Annotated in this window: 23 protein-coding genes and 1 pseudogene; 18 read left to right on the forward strand and 6 right to left on the reverse strand. The window is 75.0% G+C overall.

Annotation, left to right across the window (positions count from 1 at the left end; genetic code table 11):
* Positions 1–42: 42 nt before the first annotated feature.
* The 3 genes from ACZ5GH_RS07970 to ACZ5GH_RS07980 are packed head-to-tail and all read left to right on the forward strand — an operon-like array spanning position 43 to position 2,852.
* Positions 43–807 (forward strand): SDR family NAD(P)-dependent oxidoreductase, encoded by a 765-nt coding sequence (locus tag ACZ5GH_RS07970; RefSeq protein ID WP_387758243.1) that lies wholly within the window; start codon positions 43–45, stop codon positions 805–807.
* 20 nt (positions 808–827) lie between these two features.
* Positions 828–1,265, forward strand: a complete 438-nt coding sequence (locus tag ACZ5GH_RS07975) for a MerR family transcriptional regulator (protein WP_387758323.1) — start codon at positions 828–830, stop codon at positions 1,263–1,265.
* 51 nt (positions 1,266–1,316) lie between these two features.
* The gene (locus tag ACZ5GH_RS07980) at positions 1,317–2,852 is read left to right on the forward strand and encodes an AMP-binding protein (RefSeq protein WP_387758241.1); all 1,536 of its coding nucleotides are present in this window, start codon (positions 1,317–1,319) and stop codon (positions 2,850–2,852) included.
* Here the strand turns inward: ACZ5GH_RS07980 and ACZ5GH_RS07985 are convergent.
* Positions 2,845–3,621: a helix-turn-helix transcriptional regulator gene (locus tag ACZ5GH_RS07985; protein ID WP_387758239.1), complete on the reverse strand. Its 777-nt coding sequence runs from the start codon at positions 3,619–3,621 to the stop codon at positions 2,845–2,847. The two genes, ACZ5GH_RS07980 and ACZ5GH_RS07985, sit on opposite strands and share 8 nt — an antisense overlap.
* 211 nt (positions 3,622–3,832) lie before the next feature.
* Here ACZ5GH_RS07985 and ACZ5GH_RS07990 point away from each other — a divergent pair, with 211 nt between their 5' ends.
* Both ACZ5GH_RS07990 and ACZ5GH_RS07995 read left to right on the forward strand, forming a co-directional pair.
* Positions 3,833–4,651: a TIGR03084 family metal-binding protein gene (locus ACZ5GH_RS07990; RefSeq protein WP_464333794.1), complete on the forward strand. Its 819-nt coding sequence runs from the start codon at positions 3,833–3,835 to the stop codon at positions 4,649–4,651.
* 150 nt (positions 4,652–4,801) lie between these two features.
* A complete protein-coding gene (locus tag ACZ5GH_RS07995) occupies positions 4,802–5,413 on the forward strand; it encodes a hypothetical protein (protein ID WP_464333795.1) in 612 nt (203 codons plus the stop codon).
* Between the two features lie 107 nt (positions 5,414–5,520).
* On the opposite strand, the gene ACZ5GH_RS08000 is transcribed toward ACZ5GH_RS07995, so the two are convergent.
* From ACZ5GH_RS08000 to ACZ5GH_RS08010, 3 genes are all read right to left on the reverse strand, one after another.
* The gene (locus ACZ5GH_RS08000) at positions 5,521–8,838 is read right to left on the reverse strand and encodes an error-prone DNA polymerase (protein WP_464333796.1); all 3,318 of its coding nucleotides are present in this window, start codon (positions 8,836–8,838) and stop codon (positions 5,521–5,523) included.
* Positions 8,839–8,900: 62 nt separating this feature from the next.
* On the reverse strand, positions 8,901–10,688 hold the full coding sequence (locus ACZ5GH_RS08005) for a DNA polymerase Y family protein (RefSeq protein ID WP_464333797.1): 1,788 nt from the start codon (positions 10,686–10,688) through the stop codon (positions 8,901–8,903).
* Position 10,689: 1 nt separating this feature from the next.
* Complete coding sequence (locus tag ACZ5GH_RS08010) at positions 10,690–11,535, reverse strand: hypothetical protein (RefSeq protein ID WP_464333798.1); 846 nt, start codon at positions 11,533–11,535, stop codon at positions 10,690–10,692.
* A gap of 454 nt (positions 11,536–11,989) precedes the next feature.
* On the opposite strand from ACZ5GH_RS08010, the gene ACZ5GH_RS08015 reads away from it, so the two are divergent.
* From ACZ5GH_RS08015 to ACZ5GH_RS08040, 6 genes are all read left to right on the forward strand, one after another.
* Positions 11,990–12,565, forward strand: a complete 576-nt coding sequence (locus ACZ5GH_RS08015) for an RNA polymerase sigma factor (RefSeq protein WP_387758229.1) — start codon at positions 11,990–11,992, stop codon at positions 12,563–12,565.
* The gene (locus tag ACZ5GH_RS08020) at positions 12,550–12,924 is read left to right on the forward strand and encodes a hypothetical protein (RefSeq protein ID WP_387758228.1); all 375 of its coding nucleotides are present in this window, start codon (positions 12,550–12,552) and stop codon (positions 12,922–12,924) included. Before ACZ5GH_RS08015 ends, ACZ5GH_RS08020 begins: the two co-directional genes overlap by 16 nt.
* A 111-nt stretch (positions 12,925–13,035) precedes the next feature.
* Positions 13,036–13,695 carry an ArsR/SmtB family transcription factor gene (locus tag ACZ5GH_RS08025; protein WP_464333799.1) on the forward strand — a complete coding sequence of 220 codons (660 nt, stop codon included), beginning with the start codon at positions 13,036–13,038 and terminating at the stop codon, positions 13,693–13,695.
* Positions 13,692–14,483, forward strand: a complete 792-nt coding sequence (locus ACZ5GH_RS08030; protein WP_464333800.1) for an SRPBCC family protein — start codon at positions 13,692–13,694, stop codon at positions 14,481–14,483. Before ACZ5GH_RS08025 ends, ACZ5GH_RS08030 begins: the two co-directional genes overlap by 4 nt.
* 164 nt (positions 14,484–14,647) lie before the next feature.
* On the forward strand, positions 14,648–15,220 hold the full coding sequence (locus tag ACZ5GH_RS08035; RefSeq protein ID WP_464333801.1) for a dihydrofolate reductase family protein: 573 nt from the start codon (positions 14,648–14,650) through the stop codon (positions 15,218–15,220).
* Between the two features lie 134 nt (positions 15,221–15,354).
* Positions 15,355–15,945, forward strand: coding sequence for a DinB family protein (locus ACZ5GH_RS08040; RefSeq protein ID WP_387758221.1), 591 nt, complete (start codon positions 15,355–15,357; stop codon positions 15,943–15,945).
* A gap of 58 nt (positions 15,946–16,003) precedes the next feature.
* Here the strand turns inward: ACZ5GH_RS08040 and ACZ5GH_RS08045 are convergent, their stop codons facing one another.
* The gene (locus tag ACZ5GH_RS08045; protein ID WP_464333802.1) at positions 16,004–16,561 is read right to left on the reverse strand and encodes an ATP/GTP-binding protein; all 558 of its coding nucleotides are present in this window, start codon (positions 16,559–16,561) and stop codon (positions 16,004–16,006) included.
* A gap of 197 nt (positions 16,562–16,758) precedes the next feature.
* On the opposite strand from ACZ5GH_RS08045, the gene ACZ5GH_RS08050 reads away from it, so the two are divergent.
* From ACZ5GH_RS08050 to ACZ5GH_RS08065, 4 genes are all read left to right on the forward strand, one after another.
* Positions 16,759–17,910 carry an SUKH-4 family immunity protein gene (locus tag ACZ5GH_RS08050; RefSeq protein WP_464333803.1) on the forward strand — a complete coding sequence of 384 codons (1,152 nt, stop codon included), beginning with the start codon at positions 16,759–16,761 and terminating at the stop codon, positions 17,908–17,910.
* Between the two features lie 28 nt (positions 17,911–17,938).
* Positions 17,939–18,229, forward strand: coding sequence for a hypothetical protein (locus tag ACZ5GH_RS08055; protein ID WP_464333804.1), 291 nt, complete (start codon positions 17,939–17,941; stop codon positions 18,227–18,229).
* A gap of 585 nt (positions 18,230–18,814) precedes the next feature.
* Complete coding sequence (locus tag ACZ5GH_RS08060) at positions 18,815–19,822, forward strand: DUF2332 domain-containing protein (RefSeq protein ID WP_464333805.1); 1,008 nt, start codon at positions 18,815–18,817, stop codon at positions 19,820–19,822.
* 165 nt (positions 19,823–19,987) lie between these two features.
* Complete coding sequence (locus ACZ5GH_RS08065) at positions 19,988–20,746, forward strand: MerR family transcriptional regulator (protein WP_464333806.1); 759 nt, start codon at positions 19,988–19,990, stop codon at positions 20,744–20,746.
* 82 nt (positions 20,747–20,828) lie between these two features.
* Here the strand turns inward: ACZ5GH_RS08065 and ACZ5GH_RS08070 are convergent, their stop codons facing one another.
* A complete protein-coding gene (locus tag ACZ5GH_RS08070) occupies positions 20,829–21,116 on the reverse strand; it encodes a hypothetical protein (RefSeq protein ID WP_387758212.1) in 288 nt (95 codons plus the stop codon).
* Positions 21,117–21,121: 5 nt separating this feature from the next.
* Here ACZ5GH_RS08070 and ACZ5GH_RS08075 point away from each other — a divergent pair.
* From ACZ5GH_RS08075 to ACZ5GH_RS08085, 3 genes and pseudogenes are all read left to right on the forward strand, one after another.
* A pseudogene (locus ACZ5GH_RS08075) lies at positions 21,122–21,604 on the forward strand (LuxR C-terminal-related transcriptional regulator); the annotation flags it as partial.
* Between the two features lie 359 nt (positions 21,605–21,963).
* Positions 21,964–23,004: an isopenicillin N synthase family dioxygenase gene (locus tag ACZ5GH_RS08080; protein WP_464333807.1), complete on the forward strand. Its 1,041-nt coding sequence runs from the start codon at positions 21,964–21,966 to the stop codon at positions 23,002–23,004.
* Between the two features lie 193 nt (positions 23,005–23,197).
* A complete protein-coding gene (locus ACZ5GH_RS08085; RefSeq protein ID WP_387758209.1) occupies positions 23,198–24,037 on the forward strand; it encodes a MerR family transcriptional regulator in 840 nt (279 codons plus the stop codon).
* Positions 24,038–24,060 lie beyond the last annotated feature (23 nt).

Genomic DNA, 24,060 nt, shown 5'->3' on the forward strand with positions numbered 1-24,060 from the left:
GCTTGACCCTGACGTTGGCGGCAGGGTTGGAGGGTGGGGCCCATGAGCGATGAGAGCGGGACGCGGGGCAGGGTCGTGGTGGTCACGGGGGCCGGGACGGGGATCGGGCGGGAGACCGCGCGGGCCTTCGCCGCCGAGGGGGCGCGGGTGCTGGCGGTGGGGCGGCGGTTCGAGCCGCTGGAGGAGACGGCGGCCGCGTTCCCCGCGCTGATCGAGCCGCTGGCCGCGGACGTGACCGGGCCGGGGGCGCCGGAGGAGATCGTCCGGGTGGCGCTGGAGCGGTTCGGACGGCTGGACGTGCTGGTCAACAACGCGGCAATCGTGCAGGACCGGCAGAGCATCGGCGGCTTCGACCGTACGGGCGTCGAGGCGCTGCTGGCCACCAACCTGGTCGCCCCGGTGCTGCTCGGGCAGGCCGCGCTGCCCGCGCTGGAGCGGAGCCGGGGCGTGGTGGTCAACGTCAGCACCGCCGTCGGGCAGCGCGGCTGGCCGAGCAACTCGGTGTACGCGGCGAGCAAGGCGGCGCTGGAGACGGTCACCCGCAGCTGGGCGGTGGAACTGGCACCGCGCGGCATCCGGGTGGTGGCGGTGGCGCCCGGGGCGATCGACACCCCGATCGGCGACCACTCCGGGTACGGCCCCGAGCAGCGGGCAGCGATCCGGAAGTGGCAGATCGAGCACACCCCGTTGGGCCGGATCGGCCGGCCGGCGGAGGTGGCCTGGGCGATCACCCAACTCGCCTCGCCGCAGGCCTCGTTCGTGACCGGCGTAGTGTTGTCGGTGGACGGCGGCGCGCTGGTGGGCTGACCGGGAGGGGACGGATGGCGGTGCGGATCGGTGAGCTGGCGGCCCGGACGGGCAGTACCGCCCGGGCCCTGCGGCACTACGAGCAGGCCGGGTTGATCGACTCCGACCGCGCGCCGAACGGCTACCGCGAGTACGACGAGTCGGCGGTCGTCCGGGTGCGCAACATCCGCGCGCTGGTGGCCGCCGGGCTCACCCTGGAGGACCTCCGGCCGCTGCTGGGCTGCCTGGACGGGGACGTGCTGGCGGTCCGGCCGTCCGAGCGGGTGCTGGGGATCGCCCGGGAGCGGCTGGCGGTGCTGGAGCGCCGGATCGCCGCCCAGACCGAGGCCCGGGACCGGCTGGTGGCGGCTCTGGCGGCGGCCGGGGTGCCCGCGGAAGGGTCGCGCGAGGCCGGGCCGTACGAGGCCGGGCCGCCCGCGGTGGCGCCGCCCGCCGCCGGTCCTCACGCGGACGGGTGACACCCCCGATCGGGGGTGTGCAGGGCGCGACCGGGAGAGGACAGTGGCCCCATGCAGATTCCACTCTCCGTGATGGACTTCCTCGACCGGGCCGAGCTGGTCTACGGCGACCGGGTCGGCATCGTCGACGAGCCGGTGCAGCCGGCCGAATCCTGGGGCGAGCTGAGCTACCGCCGGATCGCCGAGCTGGCCCGGGCCCAGGCCGCCGGGCTGGACCGGCTCGGCGTCGGGCCGGGCGAACGGGTCGCGATCGTCTCGCACAACTCGGCCCGGCTGCTGACCTCCTTCTTCGGGGTGAGCGGGTACGGCCGGGTGCTGGTGCCGGTGAACTTCCGGCTGAGGGCCGAGGAGGTGTCGTACATCGTCGAGCAGAGCGGCGCCTCCGTGCTGCTGGTCGACCCGGAGATCGCCGACTCGCTGAGCGGGGTGGTGGCCAAGCACAAGTTCGTGCTCGGCGCCGACAGCGACGCCGTGCTGTACGACTTCGACGGCACACCCCGGCAGTACGCGGTGGCCGAGAACGACACCGCCACCATCAACTACACCAGCGGAACCACCGCCCGCCCCAAGGGCGTTCAGCTCACCCACCGCAACATCTGGCTGAACGCGACGGTGATGGCCCTGCACTACGGCGCCGGCGACCGGGACGTCTACCTGCACACCCTGCCGATGTTCCACGCCAACGGCTGGGGCCTGCCGTACTCGCTCACCGGCCTGGGCGCCCGGCACATCGTGCTGCGCAAGGTGGACGGCGCGGAGATCCTGCGCCGGGTCGAGCGGCACGGGGTGACCTTCCTGTCCGGCGCGCCCGCCGTGGTCCAGATGGTGCTGGACGCGGCCGCCGACTGGGACGGCCCGGTGCCCGGCCGGGACCGGGTGCGGATGATCGTGGCCGGCGCCCCGCCGCCGACCTCGGTGGTGCAGCAGGTCGAGGAGCAGTTGGGCTGGGAGTTCATGCAGCTCTACGGCCTGACCGAGACCTCCCCGGTGGTCACGGTCAACCGCTCGCGGGCCGAGTGGGACGCGCTGCCGGCCGCCGAGCGGGCCGAGAAGCTGGTGCAGGCGGGCGCCCCGGCGCTCGGCACCCGGCTGCGGGTGGACGCCCAGGGCGAGGTGCTGGTGCGCTCCAACACCGTGCTGGACGGCTACTGGCAGCAGCCCGGGGCCACGGCCGAGGCGCTACGGGACGACTGGTTCCACACCGGTGACGGCGGCACCCTCACGGACGGCCTGCTGACCATCTCCGACCGCAAGAAGGACGTCATCATCAGCGGCGGGGAGAACGTCTCCTCGATCGAGGTGGAGGACTGCCTGTACGACCACCCGGCGGTCGCCGAGGCGGCGGTGATCGGCGTGCCGCACGAGAAGTGGGGCGAGACGGTGAAGGCGCTGGTGGTGCTCCGGGAGGGCCACCAGGCGGTCACCGAGGCCGAGTTGATCGCGCACTGCAAGCAGCGGCTGGCCGGCTACAAGTCGCCCACCACGGTGGAGTTCCGGGACGCCCTGCCGCGCACCGCCACCGGGAAGCTGCAGAAGTTCCGGCTGCGCGAGCCGTACTGGGCCGGGCGGGACCGCCAGGTCAACTGACCAGCCCCGACTCCCGCGCAGCGAGGGCGAGTTCGGTCCGGTTGCGGACACCGAGCTTGTGCATCGCGGACTTGAGGTAGCCCGTCACCGTGTTGCAGGTCAGGCCCAGTCGGGCGGCGATCTCCGGGTTGGTCCGGCCGGTCGCCGCCCAGCGCAGCACCTCGTGCTCGCGCGGGGTCAACGGCGGTACGGGGGCCGCCTTCCGGGGCTGTTCGCGGTTCCAGGCGGCGGCCCCGGCGAGTGCCCGGGCCGCCGCCTTCGCCAGCGTGCCGACCGCGGAGATCCGCACGTCCCCGAACGGGACGACGGCGCGCAGCGAGGCGTACACCACGCCGTGCACGGTGCCGCCGTCCATCAGCGGGACGGTGAGCATCGCGTACAGGTCCTCGGCGGCCACGGCCGCGTCGTAGTGGTGCGAGATGTTCGTCGCCGCACGGTAGTCGGGCACCCAGGTGGGCGCGCGCTCGGCGAGCGCCCGGCCGCCGAGGCCGAGTCCGGCCGGGACGGGCACGTCGTGCAGCAGGTCGGCCCGGGTGCCGGCCCAGTGGCGCAGCACCATGCCCTCGCTGCCGGGGCGGCTCCCGGGCAGCGGCTCGGGCACGCCGACCAGTCCGACGTCGGCGCCGCACTCGGCCACCACCCGGCGGGCGAGGTCGCCGAGCACGGCGTCCCGCACCAGCTCGGCGGCGCGCGCGGCGAGTTCGGGGTCGTCGGGCCGCACAGCGCCGTCGACGGGTTGCGCAAGGTGGGGGTCCGCAGCCCTGGTCATCGCGGAATTGTCACACGCGGTGGGGCCGGTGGCGAGAGTCCTGACATGCGTGTTCCGTGGAGTCGCGGACGGCGGCGGCCGGGCGGGCGTAGGGTGCGCCGGGACACTACCGGCGGGTAGCAACCGCCGGACGGCGACCGCCCGGGCCCGCAGGGAGAAGTCGATGCCGGAGGGGAACATGTCGGAGGGGAAGATGCCGGAGGGAAGAGCGATGACCGACCCGAACGCCCCGGGTGACGTCCTGGGCGGGCTGCTGGCGGACCTGCGGGCCGAGAGCGCGGTGCTGGACGACCTGGTCGCCGGGCTGCCGGCCGGGGACTGGGCCCGCCCGACGCCCGCCGAGGGCTGGACGGTGGCGCACCAGATCGCCCACCTGGCCTGGACGGACGACTGGACGGCCCTGGCCGCGCGCGACCCGGAGGGCTTCGGCGCGTCGCTCGGCGGGCGCTTCACCGAGCTGCCGGCGGCCGGCGCCGACCCGGTCGAGGAGGGCGCCCGCGCGGGTGCGGCCGCCGAACCCGCGGCCCTGCTCGCCCGCTGGCGGGCCGGGCGGGCGCAGGTGCTGGCCGCGCTCGCCGCCGCCCCGGCCGACGTCCGGCTGCCCTGGTTCGGCCCGCCGATGAAGCCCGCCTCGATGGCGACCGCCCGGCTGATGGAGACCTGGGCGCACGGCCAGGACGTCGCGGACGCGCTCGGCGCCACCCGTGAGCCCACCGACCGGCTGCGGCACATCGCCCACCTGGGGCTGCGCACCCTGGGCTTCGCCTTCACGCTGCACGGACTGCCCGCACCGGAGCACCCGGTCCGGCTCGAACTGACCGCGCCGGACGGCGGGGCCTGGTCCATCGGCCCGGCCGGGGCGCCGGACGTGGTGGCCGGCCCGGCCGTGGACTTCTGCCTGCTGGTGACCCAGCGCCGGCACCGGGACGACCTCGCGCTCACCGCCACCGGACCGGTCGCCACCGCCTGGCTCCCGATCGCCCAGGCCTTCGCCGGGGCGCCGGGCAAGGGGCGGCAGCCCGGGGCGTAGGACGGGCGGGGGCGGGCCCCGAGGCTGAGGCCGGGGCCGGGGCCGGGAGGCTCCCGGTGGCGGGGCCCGGGACGTTCGGCGGCGGCCCCGGGAGGCTCGGCGGCGGCCCCGGCCGCGGCGCTGTCGGACCGCCGGGGTTGAATGGCCGCCATGAACGACCTGCTCAGCCACCTGCCCGCCGTCCCCGACCTGCGCGACCGCTGCCGCGCGCTGGCCACGCTCGACGCGATCCTCAGCCCGGACGACTGGGAGTCGCGCTACCACTCCTTCGACGCCGCCTGGGACGAGGGCGAGGAGATGGCCTCGATGCGCAACGGCCAGGGCGACGACTGGGTCGTGGTCTTCTCCGCCGTCGGCGCCTACGGGCGCGGCTTCGACCACGAGGCGCCCAACGCCCCGGAGCTGCTCGCGGCCGTGCCGGAGGAGTTCCGCCGCTTCGCCGAGGAGCCCGCCTTCGGGGACGAGGACGGGCCGACGGTCACCCGCTGCTTCTGGCGCGCCCCCGGGGACGACGCCTGGCACGGCGCGGCCGCCGAACGCGGCGCGGAGCGCCTCTTCGACCTGCTGCTGGACGGCTCCGCCGAGGCCTACCGGGCGTGGGCCGAGGACTACTTCGAGCCGGAGCAGGCGCTGGACCCCGCCGCGGTCGAGCACGTCCTGGCGCTGCGCCCGCTCACCCCGGCCGTGGTGGCGGCGCTCAACCCGGACACCGACCTCGACGAGCTCGCCGAGGACCTCGCGGAGATCGGGTACCCGGGCTGACGCCCGCCGACTGACTGGCGTCCACGGGCGCCGACGTCCACCGGCGATGGCGTCCACTGGCGATGGCGTCCGGTCAGGCTGGCGTCGGCGCACCCCCTCCGGAGGCCTCAGAGGCCGATCCGGAGCGGGGTGAGCCGAGTGGCGATCAGGTTCGTGGCGCCCCGGTCCCGCTCGATGTGGCCGTGGACCAGCAGCCCGGCCCGGTCCAGGGCGGTGCGGCGCTGGGACTCCCAGACCGGGCGGTTGCAGATCACGTTGATCAGCCCGGTCTCGTCCTCCAGGCTGAGGAAGAGCACCCCGCCGGCCGTCGGCGGCCGCTGCCGGTGGGTGACCAGGCCGCCGACCACCACCGCCGTTCCCGGTGGCACGTCCGGGAGTTGGACGGCGCAGAGGGCGCCGCCGCGCTCCAGCTGGGTGCGCAGGTGCTGGAGCGGGTGGCTGGTGGCGGAGGTGCCGGTGGCCCACAGGTCGGCGATGGTCTCCTCGACCGGGCTCATGCCGGGCAGCTCCGGCGCCTCGGTGCCGGGGGTGGTGCCGGGGATCAGATCGGCCGAGATCCCGGCGAACGCCCCTGCAGCCCACAGGGCCTGACGCCTGGTCAGTCCGAAGCAGTCGAAGGCGCCCGCCGTCGCCAGCGCCTCCAGGACGGGCCCGGGCAGGCCGGTGCGGCAGGCGAAGTCCTCCAGGTCGGCGTACGGCTGCCCGGCCACGATCGCCTCGGCCTGCGGGGTGCCGATGCCGCGCACCGTCTCCAGGCCCAGCCGGATCGCCGGCTGCGGACGTCCGGCGGTCAGCGGCGGCTTCGGGGTCGGCCCCCGGTACGGCTCCAGGGTGGGCCGCGCCCCGCTGGCGTTGACGTCCACCCCGCGCACCCGCACGCCGTGCCGCCGGACGTCCGCGACCAGGCTGAGCGGCGAGTAGAAGCCCATCGGCTGGTTGGCCAGCAGGGCACAGGTGAAGGCCGCCGGGAAGTGGTGCTTCAGCCAGGCGCTGGCGTACACCAGGTAGGCGAAGCTGATCGCGTGGCTCTCCGGGAAGCCGTAGTTGGAGAAGGCCTCGATCTTGACGTAGACGTCCTCGGCCACCTCCGGCGGGATGCCGCGCTCGGCCATCCCGCCCAGCAGCCGTTCGCGCAGCCGGGCGACCCGCTCGTGCGAGCGCTTGGCGCCCATCGCCTGGCGCAGCCGGTCGGCCTCCGCGGGCGTGAACCCGGCGCAGTCGATGGCGAGTTGCATCATCTGCTCCTGGAACAGCGGCACCCCCAGGGTCTTGCCGAGCGCGTTCTCCATCAGCGGGTGCGGGCAGCCGGCCGGCTCCACCCCGGCGCGGCGGCGCAGGTACGGGTGGACGGAGCCGCCCTGGATCGGGCCGGGGCGGATCAGCGCGACCTCGACCACCAGGTCGTAGAAGTGGTCCGGCTTGAGCCGGGGCAGGGTCGCCATCTGCGCCCGGGACTCGACCTGGAACACGCCGACGGTGTCGGCCCGGCGCAGCATCGCGTACACGCCCTTGTCGTCGTCCGGGATGGTGGCCAGGTCGTAGCGCAGGCCGTGGTGCTCCGCGACCAGGTCGCAGGCGTCGTGCAGCGCGGCGAGCATGCCGAGGCCGAGCAGGTCGATCTTCACCAGCCCGGCGCCGGCGGTGGACTCCTTGTCCCACTGGAGCACGGAGCGCCCGGGCATCCGGGCCCACTCGGTGGGGCAGATCTCGCCGATCGGCTCCCGGGTCAGCACCATGCCGCCCGAGTGGATGCCCAGGTGGCGGGGCAGGCCGTGGAGCTGGGTGGCGAGCTGGAGCACGTCGGCGGGGATGACGGCGTCCGCGCCGGGGGCGGAGCGGAAGTCGGTCTGCCGGCTGAACGCGTCCACCTGCCCCTGCGGGTAGCCGAGCACCCGGGCGGCGTCGCGGATCGCCAGCCGGGGCCGGTAGGTGATCACGTTGGCGACCTGGGCGGCGTGCTCGCGTCCGTAGCGGCCGTAGACGTACTGGATGACCTCCTCGCGGCGGCGGTTCTCGATGTCCAGGTCGATGTCGGGCGGCCCGTCCCGGGCGGTGGAGAGGAAGCGTTCGAACAGCAGCTTGTAGTGGATCGGGTCGACGGCGGTGATCCCGAGGGCGTAGCAGACCGCGGAGTTGGCGGCCGAGCCGCGGCCCTGGCACCAGATGTCCTGGCGGCGGCAGAAGTCCACGATGTCGTGCACGATCAGGAAGTAGCCGGCCAGGTCGAGGTCCTCGATCACGTCCAGCTCCCTGGCGAGCTGGCGGCGGGCGGCGGCGTTGCCGGGGCCGAAACGGGCCGGGCCGCCGGCCGCGACCAGGGCGCGCAGGTGGCTGATCTCGGTCTCGCCCTCGGGGACGGGGAAGCCGGGCAGCTCCGGGTCCAGCTTGGCGAAGTCGAAGGCGCAGGCCCGGCCGAGTTCGGCGGTGGCCCGCTGCACCCCGGGGAAGCGGGCCAGCCGGCCGGCCATCTCGCGGCCCGAGCGCAGGTGCGCGGTGCCGGCCGCCCTGGTCCAGCCGACCGCGTCCTGGAGGGTGCGGCGCCCGTGCAGGGCGGCGAGGCTCTGCGCCAGGCGGCCCTGGGCGGGGCCTGCGTGGTGGGCGTTGGTGGAGGCGACGACGGGCAGGTCCAGCTCCGCGGCGAGGGCGGCGAGGGCGTCGTTGCGCCGGTCGTCGCCGGGCAGCCACTGGTCGATCAGCTCGACGTGGACGTTCTCGCGGCCGAACGCCTCGGCGAGGGTGCGCAGTCGGCGCCCGGCCTCGCCCCGGTCGGGCAGTGCGGCCGGGACCCGGCCGAGACGGCAGCCGGTGAGCACCGCCCAGTGACCGTCGTGCGCCCCGGCGAGCGCCGCGAGGTCGTACCGCGGGTTGCCCTTGGCGCCGCCGGCCAGCTGGGCGGCGGCGATCGCGGCGGACAGGCGGCGGTAGCCGGCCGGGTCGCGGGCGAGGACCAGCAGGTGCTCCTCAGCGTCGCCGTCGCGGATGGTCAGCTCGGCGCCGAACACGGTGGCCAGGCCGGTGCCCCGGGCCGCCTCGGCGAGCCGGACGGCGCCGTACAGGCCGTCGTGGTCGGTGATCGCGAGGGTCTCCACGCCCAGCCGGACCGCCTCGGCGACCAGGTCCTCCGGGTCGCTGGCGCCGTCCAGGAAGCTGAAGGCGGAGTGGACGTGCAGTTCGGCCCAGGGTTCGGGGGCCTGACCGGGGGCCTGACCGGGGGCGGGGCCGGGGGCGGGGCCGGTGTTCGGGGTGGAGCCGGCGTTCGGGGCGGCCCCGGTGTTCGGGGCGGGGAGTTCCTCGGGGGTGGGCCCGGCGTCCGGCTGCTCCCGGGTGGAGCGGCGCAGCGGGACGACCGTACGGTCCGGCGCCGTGCCGGACAGCCGGCGGTGCAGTTCGCTCCAGGGGAGGGTGGGGTGGCTGGTGAAGCCCATCAGGGGTTGCCTTCGTCGTTCTCGTGCTCGTTCTGCTCCCCCCTCCGGGTGCCGGGGCGCCGCTAGTCGTAGCCGGCCTCCAGGTACCAGGCACCCCCCTCCACGGTGAGCAGCAGCGCCCGGCCACCGCCCACCACGACCTGGAACCGCGCCCGGCGCCGGGCCCGCGACTGGTCCCACCAGTACTCGACCGCCGGCCAGGGCCCGGTCCAGCCGTCCACCCGCTCCTCCCGGCCCCCGGCCACGACCAGGGCCGGCCGGGCCGACACCCCCGCCCGGCCGTCCACCGTGACCGGCCGCCCGGCCCCGTCCAGCACCCGCACCGGCGCCGGCTCCCGCAGCACCACGGTCGGCCACACCTCCGGCAGCCGCCCCGGCCAGGGCGCGTCGGCGGGCATCGCCGCCTCGTACGGCTCGCCCCACGGCACCTTGACCACCTGCTCGCCCGGGCCGCGCCCGCCGGCCGGCTCGATCCGGCGCAGCCCGGCGTGCCCGAGCACCGCCTGCACCCGGGCGACCGCCCGCTCCACCCGGTCGTCCGCCACGGCCTGGCCCCACAGCGCGAGCTGGCGGCCCTGGTCCGGGGAGAGGCCGTCGGGGGCCAGCCGGAGCAGGGTGAAGCCTTCCTGGCCGCCCGGGTCTCCGTTCGGGTGGGCGTTCGGGTCGCGGCTGGGGTGGCCGTTCGAGAGGCCGTTCGGGTGGCCGTTCGGGTCGCGGCTGGGATCGGGGCTCGCGAAGGTACCCGCGCCCTGCCAGGCCTGGAGCTGCCAGCGGACCCGCTCGGCCAGCGCCGTCGCGGACAGCCGGCCCTCGTGCCGCCACAGCCGGGAGGCCGTCCGGCCGTCCGCGCAGGCCACCTCGACGGCCACCCGGCGGCAGGTCAGCCCGGCCCCGGCCAGCCGCTGGTGCAGCTGCTCGGCCAGCGTGCGGGCGACGAACACCAGCGGCTCGGCCAGCGGCTCCGGCGGGTCGAAGCGCTGCTCGACGGCGAGGTCCGGCTCCTCGTCGCGCGGCACCAGCGGGCGCGGCTGCAGGCCGCGGGCCAGCCGGTGCGCGACCGTCCCGGCCGGGCCGAAGCGGTCCGCGACCGACTCGGCCGGCAGCGCGGCGAAGGCCCCGACGGTGGGCAGGCCGAGCTGCCCGAGCAGTCCGGCCAACGCCTCGTCGCCCAGCGCGCCCACCGGGTACGGGGCGAGGAACTCCGCCGTCCGGCCGGCCGGGACCAGCACCCCCGCCCGGGCGGCGAGCACGGCGGCGAACAGGCCGTCGGCGACACCGACCTGGGCCTGGGGGGCGTCCGCCGGCCGTTCGGCCACGGCCCCCGCGTGCCCGTCCACGGGCACCGGGCCTTCGTCCACGGCCACCGCACGTTCCTCGACGACCACCGCACGTTCGTCGACGGCCACCGGGCCTTCGTCCACGGCCACCGCGCCCGGGACGGCGTCCGGGACCAGCGGCTGCCCGAGGGCGTCCGCCACCGCTCTGCCGACCTTGGCGGCCAGCGCCTCCTCGCCGCCGAAGTAGCGGCCCGGGCCCTTCACCGGGATGGCGCACAGGCCCGGGCGGATCACCTCCACCCGGGGCGTGAACGCCTCCACGGCCGCGACCACCGGTTCGAAGCGTCGGGTCTCCGCCTCCGGGTCGCGGTCGCGCAGCTCCAGCTCCGGGCAGAGCCGTTGGGCCAGCTTGAGCCGCTGCCCCTGCCGCACCCCGGCCGCCCTGGCGCCCGCCGAGCAGGCGAGGATCCGCCCGCCCTCGGTCACCGCGACCGGGTCGTCGCCGGTGACCGCCGCCACCGGCCAGTCCGGGCACCAGACCACCAGCACCCGGGGGGTTCTGTCGTCCGCCATCTCAGACCACCGCCGCCACGAAGGGGGCCACCGGCTCCGCCACCGGTACCACCGGGACCACCGGGACCACCGGGACCACCGGTATCGCCCGTATCGCCGGTGCCGCCGGTTCCGCCATCGGCTTCGGCTGTTCCTGCTGCGGCTGCTCCTGGAACGGGCGCACCGCGCCGTGCTCGTCCGGCAGCCAGAGCCGGGCCGTCCGGCCGCGCCCCGCCGAGCCACGGCCCTCGGCCACCACCTCCACCTGTCGGCCGACGAGCTGCCCGTGGCCGTCGCCCAGCCCGAACCAGCGCCCGGAGCGCACGCCCAGCCGCAGGGCCGCGCCCGGCCACGGCCCGGCGACCAGCAGCACGCAGCCGCTGCGCCGCAGCACCGCCGCCAGCCGGGCGGCCAGCTTCGGCGGCACCGGCCCGTCCGGGCGCAGCATGATCAGCTCGACCGCGCCGGCCAGCACCGAGACCACCTCGGCCCAGTGCGGCCCCGGATCGTCCGCGACCAGCAGCCGGCGCAGGTCCAGCCCGTACCCCTCGGCGGCGGCCAGCCCCAGGTCCGGCAGCCCGACCGCCGCGGCCCAGCCACCCTCGGTCTCCTTCACCCCGGCGGCGAGCGCCAGCAGCAGCCCGGTGTCCCCGCCCGCCACCGACACCGCCGTCCCCCGGCGCAGCCCGGCGTCGGGCAGCACCTCCCGCAGCGCGGGCGCCACCGGCAGCAGCCCCCGGCGCTCCGCCGCCTGCCCCTCCCGCTCCCCCGGCGTCCCCGGCGCGGCAGCCGGGGACGCCACCGGGCGGAGCACGGGACGTGCGGGCTGCTCGGCGGTGGATTCGAAAACAGATTCGAAAACGGGCACACCCCCAGGATCGAACATTCGTTCGCAAAGATTCAAGTCCGACCTGGTCAACCCACCCGTCACTCTCCGTTGCACCGCCCCACCGAAGATCGAGGAGAGGTACGGCGCGGACACCATCGAGAGTCCAGCGGGTACGCCCGGATGGCGCCGAGCGTGTCCACCGTGGTCTCGTGCCGCCGGCGATCAGGCCGCACACGGGGATCCCGGTCCGGCGGCGAACCGCCGACGGACCGATGACGCCCCGTCGGCGACCCTCCGGCGCCCCGCCGGGAACGCGGACGAGTTTTCCGCGGTGGGGCCGAATCCTTTGGAGCGGCCCGTGCCTCTTATAAACGTTCCGACAAACGTCGGGCACGGGATCTGGAGGTAGTGATGGTCATCGGAATCGGCATCGCCGTCGCCCTGGTGCTGCTCTGCACCTGCATGCTGGTCGTGAAGCGCAAGCGAGCCGGGCGTGGCTGAATCGACCTGGCCCGGTGAGCAGTTGATCGCCGCCGCGCAGGGCGGTGACGTCGACTCGATCGCCGCGCTGGTGTCGGGCTCGCACCCCAATGTGCAACGGTTCGCCCGCTCGCTCTGCGCCACCCCGGAGGACGCGGAGGACGCGGCGCAGGAGGCCCTGATCATCCTGTACCGCAAGATCGGGATGCTGCGGGCCTCCGGCGCCCTGGCGTCGTGGATGTTCCGCATCGTCCGCAACGAGTGCCTCCGGCGCGCGCGGACCCGGCTGCGGGACGACGCCGCACCGCTGCGGCAGGACGCCTCGGTGGCCTCGGCCGAGGAGGCGGTCCTGCGGCGCCTGGAAGCGGACCGGGTCGCGGCCGCCGTCGCCGCCCTGCCCGACGACCAGCGCCGAGTGCTGATCATGCGGGACGTCCAGGGCTACAGCGGCCGGATGGTCGCCGACGCGCTGGGCCTCAGCACGCCCGCGATGAAGTCCCGCCTGCACCGGGCCCGTTCGGCGGTTCAACGGGCCCTGCTGGCCACCCCCGAACCAGTCCCCGGAGGGAACCGATGCCCGGAACGATGACCAAGGCGACGGCCAGGACGACGACCACCACGCTGATCAAGACGCCGACCGGAACCGGAGCCGGAGCCCGCCCCCAGGGCCCCGACTACGCCAGCAGGTCCCTGCCCGAGCACGTCGCGCGCGGAGTGGTCGGATTCGGCTCGCTGATCGGCTCGATCGCCCTCCTCCCGCTGGTCGGACCGGTCGGCCTGGTCCTCCTGCCGGTCGGCCTGTTCGCCCTGCGCGGTTGCCCGATGTGCTGGACGATCGGCCTGATGCAGACCATCTCGCGGGGCCGCCTCCAGCGTTCCTGCGAGGACGGCCAGTGCAGGCTGACCGTCGCCGGCCACGAGAAACACCCCGGGAAGACCGGCTCCTGAAGGACCGACCGTGCCCGTGCCTCGCGGGGGAGGCACGGGCACGGGGCCGCTCGGGTTTCCGACAGGAATTTTTTCCTTGACAAATTTTTTTGTCGGGCGGATCCTGGAACGGTGCTGGAAGTCGCCGTGATCGAAGAACCCGCCGCGGCCGAGGCCTCGCTGGACCCGATGCGGTCACGCCTCCTCGCCGCCCTGACCGAGCCCGCCTCGGCCGCCATGCTGGCCGCCCGGCTGGGGCTGCCCCGGCAGAAGGTCAACTACCACCTGAAGGAACTGGAGCGGCACGGCCTCGTCGAACTCGCCGAGGAACGCCGCAAGGGCAACGTCACCGAACGGGTGTACCGCGCCACCGCGTCCTCCTACGTGATCTCCCCCAGCGTCCTGGCCGCCGTGAGCCCGGACCCGACCCGCTCCCCTGACCAGCTCTCCGCCCGCTGGCTGCTGGCGCTCGGCTCCCGGCTGGTGCAGGAGGTCGGCACCCTGCTGACCGGCGCCTCCCGGGCCCGCCGACGGGTCGCCACCTTCGGCATCGACGCCCAGGTGCGGTTCGCCTCCGCGGCCGACCGGGCCGCCTTCGCCGAGGAGTTGGCCCAGTCCGTGGCCGCCCTCGTCAGCCGCTACCACGACGAGTCCGCCCCCGGGGGCCGCAGCCACCGGGTGGTCGTCGGGCTCCACCAGATCCCCGCCGTACAGCCCGGAGCCGGGGCGGAGACCGGCGCCGCCGGGACCGCGCCGAACGGGGAGAAGCCGAACCAGGAGGACCCGCGATGACCCACCCGTTCGAGATCGAGCTGGAGACCTCCCTCCCGGCGAGCCCCGAGCAGGTCTGGGAGGCGATCGCCACCGGACCGGGCATCGACTCCTGGTTCATGGGCCGCAACGAACTGGACCCGCGCGAGGGCGGCACCGCCGTCATGGAGACCGGAGGCCACCGCGAGGAGGCCGTCGTCACCGCCTACGAGCCCGGCAAGCGTCTCGCCACCCGTACGGCCACCGGCGAGGACGGCCGGTTCATGGCCTTCGAGTACCTGATCGAGGGCCGGGACGGCGGCTCCACCGTGCTCCGCGTCGTCCACAGCGGGCTGCTCGGCGACGACTGGCAGGACGAGTACGACGCGCTGCGCCGCGGCTGGCCGTTCCACCTCCACACGCTCCGCGAGTACCTCAGCCACTTCCCCGGCCGCACCGCCGTCCCCGTCTTCGCCGCCGCGCCCTCGGGCGGGCTGCCGGAGCCCGAGGTCCGGGCCCTGCTCGCCCGCGCCCTGTCGCTGCCGCTCCCGGCCGCCGTGGGCACGCGGGTCCACGGCGGACCGGCGGGCCTGCCGCCGCTGGACGGTGAGGTGGTCTGGGCGGACGACGAGCGCCTGGAGGTCCGCAGCGCCGACGGGCTCTACACCTTCCACCACGGCTCCGGGCTGGTGCTGATGTTCCACCACCTCTTCGGCCCGGTCCCGGACGGTGCCGGGGCTGAGGCCGGGGCCAGCGCTGAGGGCGGGGCCGGGGACGGAGTCGGAGCCGAGGCCGCCTGGCAGCGGTGGCTGGCCGGGCTCCTCGCCTGACCTGCTTCGTCCGGGTCGTTCGGACCGTCCAGATCTTCCAGACCTTCGAGACCCTTCAGATCGTTCAGACCATCCGGGCCCGTAGACCTACGGGAACCCCTTCCGAGCTGTCAGGCCCTCGGGGCCGACGGCTCCGGACCCGCACGAGAACCGAGGAACCACCCATGCGCACCCTGATCAGCACCGCCTTCATCTCGCTCGACGGCGTCGTCGAGGGCCCCGGCGGCGAACCCGGCTACCGCAACTCCGGCTGGACTTTCAAGGACGTCGAGTTCCTCCCCGAGGCGTTCGAGATCAAGGGGCGGGAGCAGGAGGAGGCCACCGCGATGCTGCTGGGCCGGACCAGCTACCAGGCGTTCAGCCAGGTGTGGCCGGACATGGCGGAGTTCGCCCGCTACAGGACGCTGCCGAAGTACGTCGTCTCCACCACCCTCACCGACGGCGATCTGGTGTCGAACTGGGGCGAAACCACCATCCTGCGCTCGCTCGACGAAGTCGCCGCACTGAAGGAGACCGAGGGCGGCCCGATCATCGTCCACGGCAGCGCCACCCTCAACCACGCCCTCTCGGACGCCGGCCTGATCGACCGCTACCACCTGCTCGTCTTCCCGCTCCTGCTCGGCGCCGGCAAGCGCCTGTTCAGCGCGACGGACAAGGACGCCCAGAAGCTGAAGCTGGTCGAGCACGAGGTGTACGGGAACGGCATCCAGAAGCAGGTCCTCGACGTCGTCCGCTGACCGCGCACTCTCCGCCTCCCCTCGGGGAGGTTCCCGGTGAACGGGCTTGGTCGGAAGGTGGATTGACTGGCGGCCAGGAGCCGTCGGCGTCGGAAATCGATGGACAGGCATTCTGAGATCAACAGACTGATCCGATGACCGTGACAGACGACAAGACCGACCTCCGGATCTACATCCAGGACGCCCGCGACGCCCTGCTCTGGAAGCTCGAAGGCCTCTCCGAGTACGACCTGCGCCGACCGCTCAGCCCCACCGGGACCAACCTGCTGGGGCTGGTCAAGCACGTCACCGGCGCCGAGGCCCTGTACTTCGGCGACACCTTCGGCCGACCCTTCCCCGAACCGGCCCCCCTGTGGATCACCGGTGGGACCGAGCCGAACGGCGACCTGTGGGCACGGGCGGACGAGGGCACCGAGGAGATCATCGGGCGCTACCGGCGGGTCTGGGCGCACTCCGACGCCACCATCGAGGCCCTGCCGCTGGACGCCGTCGGCAGGGTGCCGTTCGGCGCCCGCCACGAGCAGACCCTGCACCGGGTGCTCGTCCACATGATCGCCGAGACCCACCGCCACGTCGGCCACGCCGACCTGGTCCGCGAACTGGTGGACGGCTCCGCCGGCCAGCGCTCCGACGGCGCCAACACCGCCCCCGGCGACGCCGACTGGTGGCGGGCCCACCACGACCGCGTGGAGCGGGCGGCCCGGGAGGCCGGCGGGCTCGCCTGAGTCGGGGCTTCGGAGACCGGGGGTTCGGGGCGTCAGGGATCCGAGGCAACCGGGGACGTCAGCCTCCGTGCCGGGCGGCCGCGCCGACGTGCCGTACGACGGCCGCCGCCCGGTCGGCCAGGCGCCCCGGGGCGATCGGGACGCACGTGTACCCGAACTCGGCGTAGGCCTCCCGGTGGATCCGCTCGAACCGCAGCGACTCCTCGTACGAGATGCGCCGCGCCCCGGTCGGGGTGACGAAGCCCGGGCTCTCCACGAAGAACACCCGGCGCTCGTAGACCCCCACCTCCCGGACCCGGTCGAGCTCCCCGGCGAGGGCCGGGGTCACCGGATGGCCGAGGTACACCGCCAGGGCGTACGTGCACACCGGCGAGCGGTCGAAGAACCGCACCTCCCCCGGCGGGCCGACCGCCCCCTCCTGCCGCCGCCGCTGCAGGGCGACGACCGCGTCCACGAACGACGGGTCCGTCCACGGCTCCGGCTCGCCCTGGGCCTGCCGCAGCGCGATCACGTCCGTGGCGGCCTCCTCGACCACCGGATGGCCCGCGCACTCCAGCCACCGCAGGATCGCCGTCTTCCCGGCCCCCGGCGTGCCGGTCAGCACGTAGCGCCTCATCCCCGCACTCTACGGGCCCGCCCCACAACACCTCCCCGACGGAAAGCACCCCGGCCGCCACAGACCGCCCCCCACCCAGGCAACCACCACACCCCACCGCCCGCCGCACACCTCCCCACAGCACGCCCGTCGGAGTTGTCCGGCCGGGCCGCTAGGGTCTGTGGGTCACGGGGTAGGTCGGGAAAGGGGTGGGACGGGTGGGGTTCGAGCGGGTGGCGGAGGTGCCGGACGGGGTGGTGCACGCGGGGAGCCGGGAGTTCCTGGTGCGGGAGGGGCTGCCGTCGACGGGGGCGTTCCTGGACTTCGAGGCGCTCGGGGACGGGCAGCTGACGGCGTTCCCCGCGGAGGCGGAGCGGCTGTTCGTCCTCGGGGAGACGGAGTACTGCACGCCCTTCGCGGCCGGCGGCAGCCTGGTGCTGCTGGACGGGGTGACCGGCGAGGTGTTCCTGGACAACGGCGGCCCGCGGCGCGACCTGCTGGCCTCCGGCCTGACCGCGCTGGCGGACCTGGTCCGTGAGGTGGACGCGGTGGCCGAGGCGGCCCGGCGGCCGGAGGCGCTGGACGGGCGGCGCGGGCCTGCCGTGATGGCGGAGGTGCTGGCGGAGACCGAGCGGCGGATGCGGGACGTCGATCCCGGGCTGTTCGGCGACGCGTCCGCGCCGCCCCCGCACTGGGGCACCGCGCTGCTGGTGCGGGCGCTGGGCTGGGGTGCGCTGCCGGGCGGTCCGGGCGGACCCGCGTACGAGATAACCCCGGAGCTGGTGGCGGAGCTGGCGGCGCTGACGGACCAGGACGGCGGCTCCGGCCGGGTGCACCGCTTCCGGTCCGAGGAACTGCCCGCCGCCCTGGTGCACGGGCCGACCCGGCAGCTGTTGACCGAGGTCGGCCTGCCGCTGGGCGGGGCGATGTTCGGGGTGTGCGAGGAGCCGCTGGTCACCATGGGCGAGGCGTACCCCGAGTACTTCGACGGCGAGGAGGAGCGGCCGTACCAGCGGGACTTCCTGGCCCTCGGGGACTGGCCGACCGACCTCACGATCGCCCTGGACGGCGCCACCGGTCGGCTGGAGCTGCCGGACTGGTACGACGACGGCCACCCCGAGGCCTACCTGAACCGCGATCTGTCCGCCCTGCTCTACGCCCTCTGGACGTACGAGCGGCTGCGCGCCGAGTGGGACCGCTGGGACTACGGCCGGGCCCGGGACACCTGGGCGGTGTTCGATCCGCAGGCGCTGCTGAGCGCGGTGGTGGACCGGCTGGTGGAGGCCGTCGACCCGGAGGCCTTCGCCTCGCCGGGCTGCTCCTGGCGGCTGCTCGCCGAGGACGGGCACATGGGCGGACTGCTGGGCTGAGCGCCTCAGCCGACCCGGCCCGGCCTCGGTGCCGGGCGGGGGCCGGGCCGGGCCGATCGGCGGGGCCGTCCTGGCTCCGGCACGCTGCGGCGGATGCGGAGCGGGACAGGAACATCGGCAGGAAGGCCGTCGCCAGGACGGCCCCGCCGAGCCGGATCGTGGAGCGCGGGCCGAGGAGTTCACCGAGCAGACCGGAGAGCGCGGAGCCGACCGCCAGCTGGCCGGGGACGATGCCGCCATCGACCGGCACATCGCCGAGGCGGGCGCGGCGCCGGCCGAGCTGCGGGCCGGGCGCAGCGGCAGCCTGACCGTCCGCTGATTCGCTACCGCCTGCACCGCGTTCCGCCGGGAGCCTCCGGGCGTACGGCTCGACCTCGTCACGACCGAGCCCGGGGGACCGCTCAGGCGAGGTGTGGGACGGCCGCGCCGGGCTGGCGGTGGTGATCCGCCCCACGGACGCGCCGGCCCCGGACGGCCTGCGGGTGGTCCGCCTGCGGGACGATCCGTACCGCGCCGTGCTGCCTTGGGGCCTTCGGCTCGCCGCCCGGTGCGTGCTCGGAGCCGGCCGAACTCGCGGACGGGCCCTGGGTGGGCGCCGAACCGCCCGACCCGGTCCCGGACTACGCCACCGCGCAGGGGTTCGTCGCGGCCGGGCTGGGGGGTGCCGGCCCCGCTGCTGGGCCTGAGTCGGCGCCATCCGGGTGTCGGCGCGCGGCGGTTGCGCGATCGGGACCCGGTTCGCACCGTGCACGCCGTCGTCCGGGAGGGGCCTGGAGCCGGCCGGTGCTCGGCGTGCTGGTCGGTGCGCTGGGGGCGGCGGAAGGCGCGACGGAAGGCGGGGCGGGCCGGGCGTAGGCTGGGCCGGTTCGACCACGCGAGAGAGTGCGGAAGGGACGTGCGGGGGATGCGCGGCGAGACGGGGGAGCTCTACCGGGCGTTCGCGGAGCGGGAGGCGCGCGGCAATTCGCCGAGCTACCAGGAGCTGGCCGAACGCGTCGCCGGGGACGGGCGGTTGTGTGCGCTGCTGGACGGGCTTCCGGCCGCGAAGCGGCAGCCGAACCTGCTGTTCGGCGCCGTCCGGCACTTGGGCGGCCCGGTGACGGAGGGCTGGCCGGCCTTCCACGACTGGGCGGTGGGGCACTGGGCCGACGTCTCGGCGACGATGCTGGAGCGGCGGACGCAGACCAACGAGGCGGGCCGCTGCGCGACCCTGCTGCCGGTGCTGGCCGCGCTGCCGCAGCCGCTCGCCCTGATCGAGGTGGGCGCCTCGGCCGGGCTCTGCCTGTACCCGGACCGGTATCGATATCGCTACGTGACCGGGACCGGCTTCGGCTTTGAGATCGGTCCCGAGTTCGGCCCCGAGGCGAGCCCGGTGACGCTGGACTGCGAGGTGAGCGGGCCGGTGCCGTTGCCCGCCTCCCTGCGGGAGCGGCTGCCCGAGGTGGTGTGGCGGGCCGGGATCGACCTCAATCCGCTGGACGTGCGGGCCGAGGAGGACGTGCGCTGGCTGGAGTCGCTGGTCTGGCCCGAGCAGACCCACCGGCTGGACCGGTTGCGCGGCGCCGTGCGGGTCGCCCGGGCCGAACCGCCGCTGCTGGTGCGCGGCGATCTCAACGCGACGGTAAGGGAGTTGGTGGCACGGGCCCCGGCGGGGGCGACGCCGGTGGTGTTCCACAGCGCGGTGCTCGCGTACCTGCCGCCGGAGGCGCGGGAGGAGTTCGCGGCGACGATGCGCGGGCTGCCCGGGCACTGGATCTCCAACGAGGCGGTCTCGGTGCTGCCGAGCGTCGCCCGGCGCCTTCCCCGTCCTGCCCCGGCCGGCTCCGGGCTGTTCGCGCTCGCCCTGGACGAACGGCCGGTGGCCTTCACCGGGCCGCACGGGCAGTCCCTGGACTGGTTCGGCGAGGCGTAGGCGGCCGGACGACGGGGCGACCGGGGACCGCTGGAGACCGGTGGGAACGGAGCGGGCCGTCGGGCTTGAAGCTGCCGCAGCGGCAGCTTCTACCGTCGTGACCGGGGCCGGAGAACCGGCCCCGGTCCACGCGAACGTGGGGACGCGGAAACGAGGGAGGCGGCCATGGCCTGGCCCATCGCCGAGGTGGCCCGGATGTCGAACGTGACCGCCCGGACGCTCCGGCACTACGACGAGATCGGGCTGCTGACCCCGGCCTGGATCGGCTCCAACGGCCACCGCTACTACGAGGAGCGGCAGTTGCTCCAGCTGCAGCAGATCCTGGTGCTGCGGGCGCTGGGCGTGGGGCTGACCGAGATCGCCCGGATCCTGGGCGATCAGGTGGACGAGCTGGAGGCCCTGCGGGGCCACCGGCGGCGGCTGGTGGCCGAGCGCGACCGGCTCGACGCCCTGGCCGTCACCGTTTCCCGCACGATCGCCGACCTGGAACGCTCCCGGAAGGACGGCACACCCATGACCATCAACCGCCCCGAGAACCTGTTCGAAGGCGTCCAGCCCGACGACGTCGACGCGAGCCTGCGCGACTTCCCCGAGCACGCCGAGGCGGCCCGGCGTGCGACCGCCGCGATGACCCCGGCCGAGATCGAGGCCGGACAGCGCGAGCGGACCGCCCGCATGATCCACCTGGCCGAGCTGATGGCCGCCGGCCACCCCGCCGACGCCGAGCCCGTGCAGAGCGCGATCGACGAGGAGTACCGACTGCTCGGCGCCCTCCGGTCCGTCCCGACCAAGGAGTACCTGGCGATCGCCCGTTCCTGCACCGAGAACGAGCGGTGGAGCGCCGCGTACGAGGCCGTCGCCCCGGGCCTGGCCGCGTACCAGCGTGCCGCCATGGAGGCGTACGCGGCGGCACGGCTGTCCTGATCCGGGCCGGGAGGGGCCGGAGGGCTCTGGCTGGACGCCGCGTCCGGCCCGGCTACCGGCCCTCTCTCGCCCGCACTCCATGTCACTCCGTCCGCAGCGCCGCGACCGTGCGGGTGCGGGCCGCCCAGGTGGCCGGGAGGGCCGCGCCGAGCAGGGCCAGCACCAGGCCGCCGAGTATCAGCGGCCCCACCACCGGCGGGGCGAACACGGCGAGGTCCGCGTCCGGCACCCCGATGCCCGCGGCCCGGGCCATCGCGGGCAGCACCTGGTGGTGCACCAGGACGCCGATCGGGACCCCGACCAACCCGGCCACCAGCCCGCTGCCGCAGACCGAGGTGAGCACCATGCCGACGGTCTGCCGAGAAGACATCCCGACCGCCGGGCTTCACCGACGAGGGGCTGCGGGCCGCGCTGGCGGCCCGTAAGGCCCACCCCGGCCTGCCCGTCCTGGTGCTGTCGCAGTTCGTGGAACAGCTCTACGCGCGCGAGCTGCCGGCCGGCAGCACCGGCGGGATCGGCTACCTGCTCAAGGACCGGGTGATGGACGGCACCCAGTTCATCGACGCCGTACGACGGGTCGCCCAGGGCGGCAACGCGATGGATCCGGAGGTGATCACCCGGCTGCTCACCCACAACTCCTCGGCCGGTCCGGTCTCCACCCTCTCGCCGCGCGAGCGGCAGGTGCTGGCCCTGATGGCGGAGGGCCGGTCCAACGCGGCGATCGCCCAGCAACTGGTGATCACCGAGCGGGCGGTCGCCAAGCACACCGCGTCGATCTTCGTCCGGCTCGATCTCCAGCCCTCCGACGACGACAACCGCCGGGTCCTCGCCGTCCTGGCCTACCTCAACAACTCCTGAAGGGGTCGCCCGTCGGCCGCGCGCCGGCACCGCCACCGGCACCACCACCCCACAGTTTGATAGACCACCGACAAGTGATGGGTGGCCCTCCGCCGCAGGGGGCTCGCCTGCCGCGGAACGGGTCAATTAGGCTGGTGGGGTGCTCATCCTTGTTCGCCGCCGCCACGTGGACCTGCTCCGCGTGACGACCATGTCCTGTCGACGCTCCGGCTGAACCTCGCGCCACCACCCTCAACGGCGACCCCTGCCCGGTCGCCACCACCTCCCGGCTCCCGAGCACCCGCCGCACCAGGCGTTGCTCCGGCCGTCCCCGGTCGACCACCGGGACCAGCCGGGACGAGACCCAGCGGATGTCACACATGACGCAGCAGTACACCCCCATATCCGAAACCGGTGCCGGATCCGTCCCCGACGCCCTCCCGGTGATCGACCTCTCGCTCGCCGACGGCAGCCCGGAGGACCGCCGCCGGCTGCACGACGAGCTCCGCTCCGCGGCCACCGGCGTCGGCTTCTTCCAGCTCGTCGGCCACGGCGTGACCCCGGAGGAGACCGCCGCCCTCACCCGGGCCATGCGTGCCTTCTTCACGCTCCCCGAGGCCGACCGGCTCGCCGTGAGCAACCTCAACTCCCCCCACTACCGGGGCTACACCCGCACCGGAGACGAGCGCACCGGCGGCAGCCAGGACTGGCGCGACCAGCTGGACATCGGCGCCGAGCTGCCCCCGCACGTCCCCGGCACCGGCGAGCCCCCGTACTGGTGGCTGGAGGGGCCCAACCAGTGGCCCGCGGCGCTGCCCGAGCTGCGCACCGCCGCGCTCGGCTGGATCGACCACCTCGGCGACGTCGCCCGCCGTCTGCTGCACGAACTCCTCGCCGCGATCGGTGCCCGCCCCGACTTCTACGACGAGGCCTTCGCGGGCCACCCCCACCTGCGTCTGAAGCTGGTCCGCTACCCCGGCACCGCCCCGGACGGCGCCGGCCAGGGCGTCGGCGCCCACAAGGACTACGGCTTCGTCACCCTGCTGCTGCAGGACACCGTCGGCGGCCTGCAGGTCGAGCGCGCGGACGGCACCTTCCTGGACGTCCCGCCGCTCGACGGCGCCTTCGTCGTCAACCTCGGCGAGCTGCTGGAGGTGGCCACGGACGGCTACCTCAAGGCCACCAGCCACCGGGTGGTCAGCCCGCCCGGCGCCCGCGAGCGCTTCTCGGTGCCGTTCTTCTACAACCCCCGCCTCGACGCCCACATCGAGCCGCTGGACTTCCCGCTCGCCCACCACGCCCCCGGAGCCACCGAGGACCCGGACAACCCGCTCTTCGCCGACTTCGGCCTCAACGAGTGGAAGGGCTACACCAGGGCCCACCCCGAGGTCACCCGCCGCCACCACCCCGCCCTCGCCTGACCCGAAACGCGCACCGTCCCGACGCCCCTGCCCGAAGCCGGACCGGATCCCCGGCGGACGGCAGGGGCGTCGGCGTACCCGGCCGGGCGCCCCGTCCCCGCACGCACCTCCCTCCGCGTCGGTGGACCGCCACGGAGCGCACTGTCACACTGCTGCTGTCACAGCAGGAGTGTGCCAGCGCGGGAGGCGGCAAATGGGGGAGCACGGCGGCGCCGGAACCGGGGCCACCACCGGGACCAGGACCGGAACCGGGGCCAGAGCCGGTACCAGGGCCGGAGCCGGGCCGCGGCTGACGGTGGACGAGCTGGCGGCGCGGGCCGGGGTGACGGTGCGCACGGTGCGGTTCTACGGGACGAAGGGCCTGCTGCCGCCGCCCGAGCTGGGGCCGCGGCGGGTGGGGCTGTACGGGGCGGCGCACCTGGACCGGCTGGAGCTGATCGAGGAACTGCAGCGGCAGGGGCTCACGCTGGCCGCGATCGAGCGGTACCTGGCGCGGCTGCCGGAGGACAGCTCCCCCCTGGACCTGGCGATCCACCGGGCGCTGGTGGCGTCCTGGACGCCGGAGACCCCGGAGGAGGCCACCAGGGCGCAGCTGGAGCGCCGGGCCGGTCGGGGGCTGACGGAGGAGCAGGTCGAGCGGCTCGCCGCCATGGGGGCGCTGGAGCGGACGGACGATCCGGAGGTGTTCCGGGTGGATCCCGGCCTGCTGCCGCTGGGCGTGCGGATCCTGGACGTGCCGATCCCGCTGGAGACGCTGCTGGCGGCCCGGGCGGTGGTGGTGGAGCACAGCCGGGCGACGGCGCGGGAGCTGCAGCGGCTGTTCCGCGAGACGGTGTGGAAGCCGTACCGGGAGAGCGAGCCCGAGCCGGCGGAGCTGGCCCGGATGCGGGCGCTGACCGACCACATCCAGCCGATGGTGGCGCAGGCACTGGTCACGGCCTTCCAGCGGTACCTGCGGGAGGAGCTGGGCGAGGAGTTGCGCCAGGAGCACCAGCACGAGCACCAGCACGAACAGGAGCAGGAGCAGGAGTAGGCCCAATAGCAGCCACGACAGGA

This window comes from Kitasatospora sp. Xyl93 (genome assembly GCF_055383135.1).